General features: G+C 69.5%; 14 protein-coding genes. All 14 read right to left on the bottom strand.

Going from position 1 to position 13102, the window contains the following annotated elements; genetic code table 11:
* Positions 1 to 7: 7 nt before the first annotated feature.
* The gene (gene gap / locus VGJ96_06270; protein ID HEY3286710.1) at positions 8 to 1015 is read right to left on the bottom strand and encodes a type I glyceraldehyde-3-phosphate dehydrogenase; all 1008 of its coding nucleotides are present in this window, start codon (positions 1013 to 1015) and stop codon (positions 8 to 10) included.
* Positions 993 to 1817 carry a ComF family protein gene (locus tag VGJ96_06275; GenBank protein HEY3286711.1) on the bottom strand — a complete coding sequence of 275 codons (825 nt, stop codon included), beginning with the start codon at positions 1815 to 1817 and terminating at the stop codon, positions 993 to 995. Before VGJ96_06275 ends, gap begins: the two co-directional genes overlap by 23 nt.
* The gene (gene aroE, locus VGJ96_06280) at positions 1796 to 2605 is read right to left on the bottom strand and encodes a shikimate dehydrogenase (GenBank protein HEY3286712.1); all 810 of its coding nucleotides are present in this window, start codon (positions 2603 to 2605) and stop codon (positions 1796 to 1798) included. Before aroE ends, VGJ96_06275 begins: the two co-directional genes overlap by 22 nt.
* Positions 2602 to 3078, bottom strand: a complete 477-nt coding sequence (locus VGJ96_06285) for a low molecular weight protein arginine phosphatase (protein ID HEY3286713.1) — start codon at positions 3076 to 3078, stop codon at positions 2602 to 2604. Before VGJ96_06285 ends, aroE begins: the two co-directional genes overlap by 4 nt.
* Positions 3075 to 3752 (bottom strand): L-threonylcarbamoyladenylate synthase, encoded by a 678-nt coding sequence (locus VGJ96_06290; protein HEY3286714.1) that lies wholly within the window; start codon positions 3750 to 3752, stop codon positions 3075 to 3077. The genes VGJ96_06285 and VGJ96_06290 overlap by 4 nt, the downstream gene beginning before the upstream one ends.
* The gene (gene ispD, locus VGJ96_06295; protein ID HEY3286715.1) at positions 3736 to 4428 is read right to left on the bottom strand and encodes a 2-C-methyl-D-erythritol 4-phosphate cytidylyltransferase; all 693 of its coding nucleotides are present in this window, start codon (positions 4426 to 4428) and stop codon (positions 3736 to 3738) included. The genes VGJ96_06290 and ispD overlap by 17 nt, the downstream gene beginning before the upstream one ends.
* Complete coding sequence (gene radA, locus VGJ96_06300; GenBank protein ID HEY3286716.1) at positions 4425 to 5819, bottom strand: DNA repair protein RadA; 1395 nt, start codon at positions 5817 to 5819, stop codon at positions 4425 to 4427. Before radA ends, ispD begins: the two co-directional genes overlap by 4 nt.
* Positions 5819 to 7240 carry a replicative DNA helicase gene (dnaB, locus tag VGJ96_06305; GenBank protein ID HEY3286717.1) on the bottom strand — a complete coding sequence of 474 codons (1422 nt, stop codon included), beginning with the start codon at positions 7238 to 7240 and terminating at the stop codon, positions 5819 to 5821. Before dnaB ends, radA begins: the two co-directional genes overlap by 1 nt.
* Complete coding sequence (locus VGJ96_06310; protein HEY3286718.1) at positions 7194 to 8168, bottom strand: uracil-DNA glycosylase; 975 nt, start codon at positions 8166 to 8168, stop codon at positions 7194 to 7196. Before VGJ96_06310 ends, dnaB begins: the two co-directional genes overlap by 47 nt.
* Entirely contained in the window at positions 8158 to 9366 is a 1209-nt protein-coding gene (gene coaBC / locus VGJ96_06315; protein HEY3286719.1) for a bifunctional phosphopantothenoylcysteine decarboxylase/phosphopantothenate--cysteine ligase CoaBC, read from the bottom strand. Before coaBC ends, VGJ96_06310 begins: the two co-directional genes overlap by 11 nt.
* 20 nt (positions 9367 to 9386) lie before the next feature.
* Positions 9387 to 9599 carry a DNA-directed RNA polymerase subunit omega gene (locus tag VGJ96_06320; protein ID HEY3286720.1) on the bottom strand — a complete coding sequence of 71 codons (213 nt, stop codon included), beginning with the start codon at positions 9597 to 9599 and terminating at the stop codon, positions 9387 to 9389.
* A gap of 14 nt (positions 9600 to 9613) precedes the next feature.
* The gene (gene gmk, locus VGJ96_06325; protein ID HEY3286721.1) at positions 9614 to 10252 is read right to left on the bottom strand and encodes a guanylate kinase; all 639 of its coding nucleotides are present in this window, start codon (positions 10250 to 10252) and stop codon (positions 9614 to 9616) included.
* Positions 10249 to 11127, bottom strand: coding sequence for a YicC/YloC family endoribonuclease (locus VGJ96_06330; protein HEY3286722.1), 879 nt, complete (start codon positions 11125 to 11127; stop codon positions 10249 to 10251). Before VGJ96_06330 ends, gmk begins: the two co-directional genes overlap by 4 nt.
* Before the next feature lie 73 nt (positions 11128 to 11200).
* Positions 11201 to 12877, bottom strand: coding sequence for a Plug domain-containing protein (locus VGJ96_06335; protein ID HEY3286723.1), 1677 nt, complete (start codon positions 12875 to 12877; stop codon positions 11201 to 11203).
* Positions 12878 to 13102 lie beyond the last annotated feature (225 nt).

The raw sequence follows: 13102 nt of genomic DNA on the forward strand, positions 1-13102 counted from the left end.
CGATCTCCTAGAGACGCTCGCCGATGTACTTGATCAGGTCGACGCAGCGCACCGAGTAGCCCCACTCGTTGTCGTACCAGCCCGACACCTTCACCAGGGTGCCGTCGATCACGTTCGTGCACTTCGAGTCAATGATGCACGAGTGCGGGTTGCCCACGTAGTCGATGGAAACGAGCTCCTCCTCGCCGTACTGCAGGATCCCCTTCAGGCTCCCCGCCGCCGCCGCCTTGAACGCGGCGTTCACCTCGGCGATGGTCGTGGCCTTCTCGACCTCGACCGTCAGCTCGGTGAGCGAGACATCGGGCGTCGGGACGCGCACGGACAGCCCGTCGATCTTCCCCTTCACCTCGGGGATGACGAGCGCGGTGGCCTTGGCGGCGCCGGTCGTCGTCGGAATGATCGACAGCGCGCCGGCGCGGGCGCGCCGCAGGTCCTTGTGCGGCAGGTCGAGGATGTTCTGGTCGTTGGTGTACGAGTGGATGGTCACCATCGACGCGTGCTTGAACCCGAACGCGTCGCGGATGGTCTTCACCATCGGCACGAGGCAGTTGGTGGTGCAGGACGCATTGGAGACGATCTGGTGCTTGGCGGCGTCGTACTTGTCGTGGTTGACGCCGAGCACGATGGTGATGTCCTCGTTCTTGGCGGGCGCCGAGATGATGACCTTCTTCGCGCCGCCGGCCAGATGCTTGGACGCGCCATCGCGGTCGGTGAACTTGCCCGTGCTCTCGAGGACGATGTCGACGCCGAGGTCCTTCCACGGCAGGTTGGCCGGATCCTTCTCCTTGAAGATGCGGATCTTGTCGCCATTGACGGTGATCGAGTTCTCGTCGTAGCTGACCGTCCCCTCGAACGCGCCATGCACGGAATCGTGCTTGAAGAGGTGCGCGAGCGTCTTGGTGTCGGTCAGGTCGTTGATCGCGAGGAAGTCGATCGCGGCGCCCTGCTCCTTGGCCGCACGCAGTACCTGCCGGCCGATGCGGCCGAATCCATTAATGCCAACCTTGATGGCCATCGTTCAAACTCCCGTTGCTTCCGGAGCGGTCGGCGTCGCTGCGCGCCCGCCCGAAGGTCCAGTACCGAAGGTCGGACGCGCCGCCGTCCCGCAGTGCGACAGCGCACGCATTGAGCGTGGCGCCCGTAGTGAACACGTCGTCCACCAGGACCAGCGCGCGGCCGCCAATTTCGGCTCGGCTCCGTCCCGATGCGACAAACGCATGCTGAACGTTCACCCGACGCTCAGCGGGTGTCAATTGCGTCTGCGATACCGTGGCGCGAACCCGCACGAGGACGTCCTCCAGCACCGTACCACCCGTCAGGCGCGCCAGCGCGCGGGCGAGATGTTCGCTCTGGTTGTAGCCGCGCTCACGCCGGCGTGAGGCCGCGAGCGGCACGGGGACGAAGCGCGGCGCCGCCATGCCGTCGAGGAGATCTCGCCCGGTGCGAACCATCCGCTCGGCCATCGCGTCGGCAATGCGCCACCAGCCCTGATACTTGAGTGCGGCGAGCAGCGGCGTGCTGTGGGCGTGCGGAACCCAGCAGACCGATCGCGCGCGCGCACAACTCGCGTCGAGCAGCGGGCAGACGGGACACGTCGCCGGCGGGCCATGGTGCGGATGGCCGCACCGCTCGCACCACGGCTTGGGAAGCAGGGGGAGACGGCTCCAGCACGTGCCGCACGCCAGTCCGCCGTCGCGCGCTCCCATGGCGGCGCCGCACGCAATGCACGACCGCGGCACGGCCAGCGCGAGGGCGCCAGCAATGGCGGTGCCGGCCGCGCGGCGCCAGCGCGAACTCAGCCCTTCACCGCCGCCCACATCACATCCCGGTCGGGCGCCTGCGCGAACCATCGCTCGAACGCCAGCGCCCCCTGCGCGATGAGCATGCCGAGCCCGTCGGCCGCGGGATGGCCGGCGGCACGCGCGGCGAGCACCCACGGCGTCTGCAGGCGGTCGTAGACGAGATCGTACACACACGCGTGCGGCGCGATCAACTGGATCGGCACCGGCAGGTCGTCCCCGGGGCGGAGTCCGAGCGGCGTGGCATTCACCACGAGGTCGGCGCCGTCGACCGCGTCTTCCAGCGACGCGGCGACGCGCACGCCCGGGAATCGCGCCGCGAGTTGCGCGCTGCGACTGCCGTTGCGCGACCAGATGGCGGCGCGGCATCCCGCCCAGCGTTCCACGGCCGCCGCCACGGCCGCTGCCGCGCCGCCGGCGCCGACAATCGCGACGGCCCGCCACGCCCGCGTTGCGCCGAACGCCTGCGCCACCGCCTCCTCGAAACCGCCGACGTCGGTGTTGTCGCCGACGAGGTCCCCGTCTTCCGTCCAGAACGTGTTCACCGCCCCGACGCGTCCGGCGATGGGCGTGAGCCGCGCGCAGAACGCCGCGAACGCCTCCTTGTGCGGGACGGTGACGTTGCCGCTCGCGCCCAGCGCGCGCAGGCGCCGGGTGGCGTCGGCGAGCTTGGCGGGCGCGATGTCGAACACTTCGTACGTGAGGGCGATCCCGGCGCGACGCAACGCCGCATTCTGAAATAGCGGCGACAGCGAATGGGCGACCGGATGCCCGATCAGCACGAGGCGGCCGGGGAGGCGCGTCATGCGCCTGCCGGGTGCGGCGCGTCGTCGACGAGGCGCCGAATGACCTGCGGAATCAACTCATCGAGCTCGTCCGCCATCTGGCGATACGCATCGAGGGCGTCCCCAAAGGGATCATGAACGGACCGCCCCGTCGTCTTGCCGGTCGCGAAGTCGGCGAGCAGGAAGGCCTTGCCCGCTCCCCCGAGGGCCGTCGCCGCCGCCACGTGATGGGCGCCCATGCCGAGCACGAGCGACGCCTCCGCCACCAGCTCGCGCGTCAGCGGCCGCGAGCGATGCGCGGAGAGGTCGAGCTTGCGCTCGAGGCCCACGAGCATGGAGCCATCCGAGGCAGGCGAGCCGAACCAGGCGCTCGTTCCGGCGCTGGCGAAGATCACGTTCAGGTGACGCTCGGCCGCGAGCTGGCGCGCCATCGCCTCCGCCAGCGGACTGCGGCAGGTGTTCCCGGTGCAGACGAAGAGGACGGGGCCGCTCATCGGTCGCCAACCAGGTCGGGGACCACGGAGCGCAGCAGGCTCGCGGAGAGCGCGCCGGGCCGGATCACGCGCAGGTGCGGTCCCGTGCAATCCACGACGGTCGAGGGATCGGAGGGCTCGAGCCGGCCGCCATCGAGCACCATCACCGTGCCGCTCGCGATCTGCTGCGGGAAGTTTGCGATCACCTCGGTGGCCGAGAGCGCGGCGGGCTGGCGCGGCAGGTTGGCGCTCGTGGAGGTGAGCGGATCACCGAGTGCCGCGATGAGCCGCTGCAGTGCGGGATGCGACGTCCACCGCACCGCCACGCCGCCCTCCGGGCCGCGGAGCCGCATCGGCACGCGATGCTGCGCGCCGCGCAGGACGAGCGTGAGCGGCCCCGGCCAGAAGCGGGCCGCAAGCATCGAAGCCGAGGGCGTCATCTGCAGGCCGAGGCGGCCGATCATCGCGCTGCTCGACACGAGCAGGAGAAACGGTTTCCCCGGCGGGCGGTGCTTGAGTCCCACGAGGGTGGCGACCGCGTCGGTCTCGATGGCGCCGCCAAAGCCATAGATGGTCTCGGTGGGATACGCGAGCAGCCCGCCGTTCTGCACGTGGGCGATCGCGCGCGGGATGGCCCCGTCAATCTCGGCCGGCGACCAGAACGGGACCGGACGCAGGTCAGTCTGGGAGTTCATACATCCGCTCTGCGCGACTGAAGTCCGCGGCGTCGGTAACCTTCATCGCGCGCTCGCTTCCCCGCACCACCACGACCGGCTCGCCCAGGCGCTCGACCAGCGCGGCATCGTCGGTGGCGTCGTATTTGCCGTCCATCGCGGCGCGATGCGCGCGCAACAGGACCTCGCGCGGAAAGCCCTGCGGCGTCTGCGCGCGCCAGAGCCCCTCGCGGGGCACGGTGCCCGTGATGCGCCCGTCGGCATCGACCTGTTTCAGCGTGTCCACCACCGGGAGCGCGGCAATGGCCGACGTTCCGGCGCGCACCGCCTCGACGACGCGATCGACGACCGGCATCGGCACCAGCGGACGCGCCGCGTCGTGCACGAGAATGATGCGGCACGTGTCCGGAAGGTCGGCGATGCCGTTGCGCACGCTCTCGGCGCGCGTGCGTCCTCCGACCGACAGGAGCAGACGCTCGCCATCGCTCTGGAAGATCCAGGGGGGCGGGTCGCCGGCGTATTCCCGTGGCACCACGCAGACCACCATCGCCACGTCGGCGCGCGACTGCAGCAGTTGCAGCGAGTGCAGGAGCATGGGCTTGCCCGCCACCCACGTGAACTGCTTCAGCTCGCCCCCGCCGGTGCGCGTGGACGCGCCCGCCGCGACGATGACGACGCCAACGTCGGGGGCGCTCACCGGAACAGCTCCCGCAACAGGACCGGGATGTCGGCCGCGCCGACCACCTTGAGCGACCTGGAGGTGCGCCGCGGCTGGCCGCGATCGGACACATAGGCCACCCGCATCCCCATCTTCTCCGCCTCGGCGATGCGACGGTCCACCTGCGAGACCGGGCGAATCTCGCCCCCGAGCCCGATCTCCCCGACGAAGATCGCGTCGCGCGGCAGCGCGCGGTCGTACACGGACGACGCCAGCGCCGCGGCGACCGCCAGGTCGGCGGCCGGTTCGCCGGCCTGCACCCCGCCGACGACGTTGAGGAAGACGTCGAGCTGCGCGAACGAGAGGCCGGCGCGCTTGTCGAGCACCGCGAGCAGCAACGCAAGGCGGCGTGCGTCAAACCCGGTGCAGACGCGCTGCGGCGTGCCGTACCCGGCCTTGGCCGCGAGTCCCTGAATCTCGAGCAGCACCGGGCGCGAGCCCTCGATGAGCGCGGTCACCGCGCTCCCCGAGGTGACCTCGTCGGCGCGATCGCCCAGGAAGAGCGCGCTGGGATTCTCCACCGGCAGCAATCCCTCGGTGGTCATGCGGAAGACGCCAATCTCGTCCACCGACCCGAAGCGGTTCTTGGTGGCACGCAGGAGGCGGTGATCGAGCGAGTTCTCGCCCTCGAAGTAGAGCACCGTGTCGACGATGTGCTCGAGCGTCTTCGGCCCGGCGATGCCGCCGCCCTTGGTGACGTGGCCCACGACGAAGACGGCGGTGCCGCTCTCCTTGGCGAAGCGCATCAGGCGGGCGGCGCACTCGCGCACCTGGCCGACGTTGCCCGGCGCCCCTTCGAGATCGCCGGTGAAGACCGTCTGGATGGAATCGACCATCATCACGGCCGGCCGCGTGGCGTTCGCCGTGGCGAGGATCGACTCGAGATTCGTCTCGCCCAGCAGCGAGACGTCGAGCGAGCCGCCACCCAGCCGGTCGGCGCGCAGCTTCACCTGCAGCGGTGACTCCTCGCCGCTCACATACAGCGCCCGGTGCCCGGCCGACTCGAGGCGCGCGGCCACCTGCAGCAGGATGGTGGACTTGCCGATCCCCGGTTCGCCGCCGACCAGCACCATCGACCCCGGCACCACGCCTCCGCCGAGGACGAAGTCGAACTCGGCGAGGCCAGTGCGCAGGCGATGGCTCTCGGTGCCGACGACTTCGCGCAGGCGCGGCGTGTCGAGGACGGTGCCGCCGTGACCGAAGCCCGCGGTGCCCTTGGCGCGCCGCTCGTTCTTCTTTGCGGTGGGCGCGGCGATGATCTCCTCGACGAGCGTGTTCCACGCGCCGCAGGCGTCACACTTTCCCTGCCACTTGGCGTGGTCGGCGCCGCACTCCGTGCAGCGATAGGCGGTCCGGGCCTTGCCGGCCATCAGCCCACCGGACGCGACGTGTAGCTCTCGAACCGCGTGAACTGCTTGCGGAAGTTCAACCGCGCCATGCCGGTGGGCCCGTTGCGGTGCTTGGAGATGATGAGCTCGGCCAGCCCGTCGAGCGGAATGTTGGTGTCCTTCATTGTCTTCGCGACACCCTGCTCGTCGTACGCGCCCTCGTAGTACTCGGGGCGGTAGATGAACATCACGACGTCAGCGTCCTGCTCGATGGAGCCCGACTCACGAAGGTCGGAGAGCAGCGGACGCTTGTCGGTGCGCTGCTCCACGCTGCGCGACAGCTGCGACAGCGCGATGACCGGAACGTCAAGCTCCTTGGCCAGCATCTTGAGCGCCCGCGAGATCTGCGAGATTTCCTGCGTGCGGTTCTCGCTGCCCGGCGGCGGCTGGATGAGCTGCAGGTAGTCGACGACGACGAGCCCCACGTCGGCGGTTGCCTTGAGGCGCCGCGCGCGCGACCGGATGTCGTACACGCTGAGCCCGGGCGAATCGTCGACCCAGATGGGGGCGTTGCCCAGGAAGCCGGCGGCGCGCGCGAGCTGCGCGTCGTCGTCCTGCGTGAGCTTGCCACTGCGAATGCGCTGCGCGTCCACGCGACCCTCCGAAGCGAGCATACGGAGCAACAGCTGCTCTCTACTCATTTCGAGGGAGAAGACCGCAACCGGAACGTTGCGGTCGATGGCCGCATTCTGCGCAATGTTGAGCACCAGCGCCGTCTTGCCCATGGACGGGCGCGCCGCGACGATGATCAGGTCGGAACGCTGGAAGCCCAGCGTCATCTTGTCGAGGTCCGGGAAACCGCTCGGGACGCCCGTGACGTCGCCGCCGGCCGCGCGCAGCGCGTCGATGCGCTCCATCGCGTTCCACAGCAGGTTCTTGATGCGGACGAACCCCTCGGCACCCCGCTCCTTGCCGACCTCCATGATCTTGTGCTCGGCGAGGTCCACGAGGTCGTGGGCAAGCTGCTGCCCTTCGTACGCCTCGGTGACGATGCCGGTGGCCACCTCGATGAGGCGGCGCCGCAGCGCCTTCTCGCGCACGATCTTGCAGTGGTGCTCGATGTTCGCCGTCGTCGGGACGATATCGATGAGCGAGGCCAGGTAATCCTTGCCGCCGACCGCCTCCAGCGCGCCCATCCGGTCGAGCTCATTGGAAAGCGTGAGCGGATCCACCACCGAGTTCTCGCGGTGGAGCGCGAACATCGCCTTGAAGATGCGCCGGTGCGGTTCGCGGTAGAACATCGTCTCGTCGACGAGCTCCGAGGCGCGCGACACGGCGTCGGCGTCGAGCAGCATCGCCGACAGCACCGCCTGTTCCGCCTCCTCCGAGTACGGAGGACGGCGGTCCCGGAAGGGATCAGCCTTGGGCTGCGGAATCGAAAATTCGACGGGCGAACTGGACATCTTCCCAAGTCGGGCGCTTCCACGCGGGATTCCGCAGGAGCGCGGCTGGATGGTACGTGACGATCAGGGGGATACCGTGATACCGATGCACAAGGCCACGTAACTTACCAATCGGCTGCGTGGTCTGCAGTAGTGTTTGCGACGCAAAAGTGCCGAGGGCGAGGATCACCCGCGGCTGCAGCAGTTCGAGCTGCCGCAGGAGGTACGGACTGCAGGCCTTGATCTCGTCCGGCGCCGGGTTCCGGTTCCCCGGCGGGCGGTGCTTGAGCACGTTGCAGATGAAGACGTCCTCGCGCTTGAACTGGATGGCTTCGAGGATCTTGGTGAGCAGTTCGCCGGCCCGGCCCACGAAAGGCCGGCCCAGTTCATCCTCGGTCTGCCCGGGGGCCTCGCCGACGCAGACGAATCCGGCGTGCGGATTCCCCTCGCCCGGCACGTGGTTCTTGGCGGTCTGGTACAGCGAGCAGCCGCGGCACCCCGCCACGTGCTTGGCGACGTCGTCCAAGGTGGCCAGGTGGGCAAGTGCTCCGGGGAGGAGTTCGCCCATCGGGCTGCCGACGACGAGTCCCGTTCCTGGCAGCGCCGGTGCATCCGCGGGGGCCGGAGCGTTCGCCGCAGCAGTCGCCGGAGCAGTCGCCGGAGCAGTCGCCGGGGCAGTCACTTTTTGGGCCGGCGTGGCCGGCGCTTCGGCACCAATGGACGCGAGCGTGTCCCGCCAGTTGCCGCTGGCGACGGCGGCACGGTCGCGACCGGCAGTCGGCTCGGCGTCGCGGGGCGCCTGACCCGCCGGTTTGCGTTCCGCCGCCGGGGAATTGTCCCCGAGCAGTCGCAGCACGTCCTCGACGGGCAGGGCGTCGAGCACAAACTCGGACTCTCCCAGTTCCCGGCGCTGCTCGAGGTACTGCCGGAGGCGCTCCCTAGCGTCCATCGACGAGCCCGGCCACACGGTCGAGAATGGCGTCGGCAACGTCGTGCTTGTCCAGCAGGGGGAGTTCTTCGCGCGCGCCGTCGCGACCGAACAGCGTCACGCGATTGGTGTCGGTGCCGAAACCCGCCCCGCTCTCGACCCTATTGGCGACGACGAGGTCGCAGTCCTTGGCCGCCAGCTTCGCGCGCGCGCCCGCCTCGAGCTGTTCGGTTTCCAGCGCGAACCCGACGACGACGCAGCCCGGGCGACGCGCATCGCGCGTGGACTTGAGGATGTCGGTCGTGAACTCGAGCGGAAGGCTCGGGGCGTCCGTCCCCTTCTTCATCTTCTGCCCGGCCACGTCGCGTGGGCGGAAATCGGCAGGGGCCGCCGCCATGATCAGCGCGTCAGCGGTGGCGAGTGCCGTGCGCACCGCATCTGCCATCTGCTGCGTGCTCTCGACGGCGACCAGACGCGGACCGGTGGGCGCGGCGACGCTGAGCGGGCCGGCGACAAGCGTGACCGTTGCGCCGCGACGCCAGGCGGCCGACGCGAGCGCCACGCCCATCTTGCCCGACGAGTGATTGCTGAGAAACCGCACGGGATCGACCGCCTCGCGCGTCGGTCCGGCCGAAACCACGATGTGCTTGCCGGCCAACGGCGACGCAGGCTCGAGCAGTCGCGCGATGTGCGCGCGGATGGTGGCCGGCTCGGGCATGCGTCCCGGGCCGCTCCCTTCCTCGCGGCTGGCGAGCGGCCCCGCGTCGGGGTCGAGCACCAGATAGCCGAATTCGCGCAGTCGAGCGACGTTGGCCTGGGTCTGCACGTGCGCCCACATCCGGTCGTTCATCGCGGGAACGATGAGCACCGGCGTCTTCCCGGCCGCGAGCAGCGAGGCCGCCAGCAGGTCATCGGCACGGCCGGCGGCCGCGCGGGCGATGAAATCGGCGGTGGCCGGCGCCACGACCATCACGTCGGCGGCGCGCGGCAACTTGATGTGATCGAGGGCGTGGCCGGCCGCCACCAACTGGTCGTGCACCGGCCGCCCGGTGAGCGCCTCGAACGTCACCGCCCCCACGAACTCGCGAGCCGAGCGCGTGAGGATGACGTCCACTTCAGCGCCGGCGAGGGTGAGGTCCCGCGCCAGGGCCGCCGTCTTGTAGGCGGCGATGCCCCCAGTGACGCCGAGGAGGACGCGCCGCCCATCGAAGGGGCGCATCGATGCCTCGCCGGCCGCCGTTACTCGGCGGTGCGGCGGCGCGGCACCACGCGGTACTCGATGCGGCCGTCGCTGAGTTCTTCCAGCGCGCGCGTGGTCAGCTTCTTCTCGCCGACCTTCGAGCCGGTGCGCGGGAACTCGTTGAGCACGCGCGCGTACTTCGCGGCGACGAGCACCGAGAGGTACTTGTTGGTCGCGTGCTCAGTGACTTCAGAGGGGGTGAAGACTCGCATGTTCGCCTTCCAGGTTAGACGTAATTCGCAATCTCGTGCTCGAGCCGGGCAATGAGCCCCGCCACCTGCTCGTCCAGCTTCGGCGCGCGCTCGCGCCGCGTCATTTCGGCATCCACGATCGCCGACACGCGCGCCACGGCGCGATCGAGATCGTCGTTCTCCACCACATAGTGATACCGGCCGATCTCGTGCAACTCGCCCTGCGCGTTGCGAAGCCGCGTGAGCAGGACGTCGCGGCTCTCGGTCCCGCGCCGCGTGAGGCGCTCCACCAGCACATCGATGGACGGCGGAATGATGAAGATGAGCACCGACTGCGGGAAGGCCCGCGCGAACTGCGCCGCCCCCTGCACGTCGATGTCCATGATCACATGCTTGCCGCCCGCCAGCACCTTCTGCACTTCGGTGCGCAGCGTGCCGTACGAATGGTCATGCACCGTGGCGCTCTCGGCGAACTCGCCGGCCGCCCGCCTGCGCTCGAACTCGGCGGGCGAAAGGAAGTGGTAATCCACGCCATCCACCTCGCCCACCCGCGGCGCGCGCGTGGTGCACGACACCGAGTAGCCGATGTCGCTCCGCTCCGCCATCAACCGGCGGTAGATGGTGGTCTTCCCCGCGCCCGACGGCGCCGACAGCACGATGGGGAACGTGATCATTCGATGTTCTCCACCTGCTCGCGGATCCGCTCGAGCTCTTCCTTGACGGCGATGACGTCGCGCTGGATCTCGGCGTCATTGGCCTTGCTTCCCGTGGTGTTGGCCTCGCGCAGCATTTCCTGCAGCAGGAAACCGAGGCGCTTGCCCACCGCCTCGCCGGCGCCGTCGCGCAGCGTCTCGCCGAAGGCGGCAATGTGCGTGCGGAACCGGTCGATCTCCTCGCCGACGTCCAGGCGGTCGGCCAGGATGGCGATCTCCTGCGCCAGCCGCTGGTCATCGAGGACGACGCCATTCGCGAGCTTCGCGACGTTCTCGAGGAGTCGGTCGCGCTGGGCGATGACGCGCGCGGGGGCGCGCGCCGCAATGCGTTCCACCGCCGATTCGATGACCGCCAGCCGCTCGAGGATGATGCCGGCAAGGCGTGCCCCTTCCCGCTCGCGCATCTCCGTCAACTCTGTCGCGGCACGGTCCACGAGGGACACCAGCGCTTCGGCACCATCGTCCGGCACGTCGTCTTCGGAGCCGACCCGCACGACTTCGGGAAGGCGGAGGACCGTCGCCACATCGACCTCGCCGCCCAGCCCGTTGGCGTCACGGAGCGTCTTGAGCTGAGCGGCATATTCCGCGAACCGCCCGGCATCGATGACGGCCGCCGGAGTGTCCGCGCGCTCCAGGCGCGCCGACACGGTGACGTGACCGCGGGCGATTCGCTTGCGCAACGCCTCACGCACGTCGCCCTCCCAGCGGCTGAGGGCCGTGGGGAGCTTCAGGCTGGGGCTGAAGAAGCGATGGTTGACGGTGCGAAGTTCGAGGCTCACATGGGTGGAACCCACGAGCCCGTCCGCCGCGCCAAACCCGGTCATCGAACGAATCATATAGAACCGGGTAAGTTATTGAAAGACAGTGGCTTTGGCAAGGTGACCCAGGGCTCAAACCCCTGGGAACTGCCTAGTTCCAGAAGTTCCACCGCAAACCATAGTACTGCAGGCGTCGCGGCATGAGGTACCCCGGGGCGGTTTCGTACAGTTTCCCGACAGTATTTTCCGCCTGGAAGAAGACCGTTCCGCTCTCGATCCGGATCTCCAGCCGGGCCCCGATGATATCGATGGGTCCCGTGGAGTTGCCCACCTGCCCATTGGCCGTCGGGAAGAACATCGGCGTCCGGTGGTTGTAGGTCCCCATGGCCAGCACATGGAAGTTGTTGCGCGGAAATCGCGTGAGCCAGCTGGTGTTGACCAGCAGCGCGCTGTGCACTTCCATCTGCGGGCGGTACGCGCCCGAGCCGTCCCAGCGGACGCCGTTCACGTCGAACTGGATCTGCTTGTACAGGCGGCCGCGCGCGCCAAACAGCACGCCTTTGGCTTCGCCCGTGCCCACGCGAACGAGGCTGGAGTCGAGCGCAATGGGCGCGGCGAGCGTGGTTACCCCCCGCGTGACCATTCCGCCGGTGAGCGTAACGCCCCACCACGTGGTGGCCGCCTCCAGGCGCGACGCCGTAAAGGCCGGGCCGCGCGACCGTGTCGACTTGGGATCGTAGCTGCTGAACGCGCCCGACACCTCGATCCACCGCCACGGCGCGACGCGCGCGGCAAGATCCACGCGGCGCGTCGAGTCGGCCCCTCGCGTCTCGGCGAAGGCGCTCAGCGACACGAAGCGCCAGTCATAGCCGAGCCGCACGGCCGGCGAGAGATCGGTGCGCCCACCCGCGGCGCGCAGGCGGGCGGTGGCGCTTGCGCGCACGCCCCAACGCGACGCGCCGGCCGCGAGCACATACTGGGACCGCGACGCGGCGGAGTCCACCGTGTCCTTGGGCACGGACCCGGGAATGGTCTGGGCCGTGGTCTCGGACACCTTGCTGTTCTCGGCAATCATCTGCGTCGCCGCGATGAGCTGCGCCCATGGCTTTCCCTTGGCGTCCGGGTCGCCCCAGGCGACTCGCGCGTAGGCCGAGGCAAGCGCGCCCTTGAAGGCGGGCGATCCGTTGGCGTAACTCTGCGTCTCGCTTGCCGGCCAGCGAATGGTGGCCGCCCGATCCACGCCGGCGCGATTCCAGGCGCCGTCGACGCTCCATCCCTTCCATGCCCATCCGACGCGGCCGAAGACCTGCAACGAGGTGCCGTCGCCGCCCGTCCGCGGCGAGGTGGTGTTGTACTGCTGCGCCGCCAGCTGTACCGCCCCGCCGTTCTGCAGGCGCTTGCCGAAGAAGCCGCGATACAGGTTGGTGTTCTCGCTTCCCGTGGTGATGTCGGTGCGCGTGAACGGGGTGACGCGGTCCACGCGCCAGCTGCGCAGGTGCACGCGCAATTCGCCGGCGGCGCGCTCGGCGCTCACTTCCTCCACCTGCCACAGCGGAATGAGCGCGAGGTCGAGCACGTCGCCATTGCGCGTGTCGATGGCGTCGAGTTCCACGCCGTCGAGGAAGACGCGCACGCGGCCCGCGTCACCGTTGTACGAGATGTACTGCGCGGCAGGTATCCAGTTGGCGCGGAAGCCCGTGGCGCCCGGAACCTGGGCGAGGAGATCGGCAAGCGTCGTGGCGCCGGCGGCGCGCAAACTTTCGCCCTCCCAGTGCCATCGACCGCCGGCTTCCGTGGGGAGTTCGGCGCGCGCCAGCGGCGACTTCACGGTGTCCGCGACCGTTTGCTTTGCACGGGATGGGGCGGAATCAGGCCGGGCGGCGGGCGCCTGGACCGCGCGCTGTGCACTGTCTGGTTTCGCCACCCCGCCCTTGGTCGTGTCGGCCTTCACGGTGTCCTTCGGAGGCACCGGCTGCTGCGCGGCCAGCGACGCCCCGCCCAACAGCAGGAGGGCCGCCAGGAGGCGGCCCTTCAGGCGACGGCCGGCGGGGCG

The sequence above is a fragment of the Gemmatimonadaceae bacterium genome (genome assembly GCA_036504815.1).
In the GTDB taxonomy this organism is placed as follows: Bacteria; Gemmatimonadota; Gemmatimonadetes; order Gemmatimonadales; family Gemmatimonadaceae; genus PNKL01.

What these genes read in the sequence shown, in the direction of transcription:
- gap (HEY3286710.1), bottom strand. Translation starts at nt 1,015, where the DNA reads ATGGCCATCAAGGTTGGCATTAATGGATTCGGCCGCATCGGCCGGCAG.
- aroE (HEY3286712.1), bottom strand. Translation starts at nt 2,605, where the DNA reads ATGACGCGCCTCCCCGGCCGCCTCGTGCTGATCGGGCATCCGGTCGCC.
- VGJ96_06285 (HEY3286713.1), bottom strand. Translation starts at nt 3,078, where the DNA reads ATGAGCGGCCCCGTCCTCTTCGTCTGCACCGGGAACACCTGCCGCAGT.
- VGJ96_06290 (HEY3286714.1), bottom strand. Translation starts at nt 3,752, where the DNA reads ATGAACTCCCAGACTGACCTGCGTCCGGTCCCGTTCTGGTCGCCGGCC.
- radA (HEY3286716.1), bottom strand. Translation starts at nt 5,819, where the DNA reads ATGGCCGGCAAGGCCCGGACCGCCTATCGCTGCACGGAGTGCGGCGCC.
- dnaB (HEY3286717.1), bottom strand. Translation starts at nt 7,240, where the DNA reads ATGTCCAGTTCGCCCGTCGAATTTTCGATTCCGCAGCCCAAGGCTGAT.
- VGJ96_06310 (HEY3286718.1), bottom strand. Translation starts at nt 8,168, where the DNA reads ATGGACGCTAGGGAGCGCCTCCGGCAGTACCTCGAGCAGCGCCGGGAA.
- coaBC (HEY3286719.1), bottom strand. Translation starts at nt 9,366, where the DNA reads ATGCGCCCCTTCGATGGGCGGCGCGTCCTCCTCGGCGTCACTGGGGGC.
- VGJ96_06320 (HEY3286720.1), bottom strand. Translation starts at nt 9,599, where the DNA reads ATGCGAGTCTTCACCCCCTCTGAAGTCACTGAGCACGCGACCAACAAG.
- gmk (HEY3286721.1), bottom strand. Translation starts at nt 10,252, where the DNA reads ATGATCACGTTCCCCATCGTGCTGTCGGCGCCGTCGGGCGCGGGGAAG.
- VGJ96_06330 (HEY3286722.1), bottom strand. Translation starts at nt 11,127, where the DNA reads ATGATTCGTTCGATGACCGGGTTTGGCGCGGCGGACGGGCTCGTGGGT.